Source organism: Bacillus cereus group sp. BfR-BA-01453, from assembly GCF_022662915.1.
In the GTDB taxonomy this organism is placed as follows: Bacteria; Bacillota; Bacilli; order Bacillales; family Bacillaceae_G; genus Bacillus_A; species Bacillus_A paranthracis.
In genome coordinates this window covers 1-258 of record NZ_JAKUEN010000052.1, presented here as the reverse complement: position 1 = coordinate 258, position 258 = coordinate 1, and the positions used below count along the sequence as shown (strand labels likewise).

Genomic DNA, 258 nt, shown 5'->3' with positions numbered 1-258 from the left:
CCTTCATCGACTCCTAGTGTCAAGGCATCCACCGTGCGCCCTTTCTAACTTAACCAAACTAAAAATTAAAAAATATGAGCTACACTGTTATCTAGTTTTCAAAGAACATACATTTATATATGAGAGATAGTTCTCTCAAAACTGAACAAAACGAAACACGGAAACTTATATTGATAAGCAGCGCTTATCAATTCTCCATAGAAAGGAGGTGATCCAGCCGCACCTTCCGATACGGCTACCTTGTTACGACTTCACCCC

Annotated in this window: 1 rRNA gene; it reads right to left on the bottom strand. The window is 39.9% G+C overall.

Going from position 1 to position 258, the window contains the following annotated elements:
* Positions 1-201 precede the first annotated feature (201 nt).
* Positions 202-258 (bottom strand): 16S ribosomal RNA (locus MR070_RS26970); the annotation flags it as partial.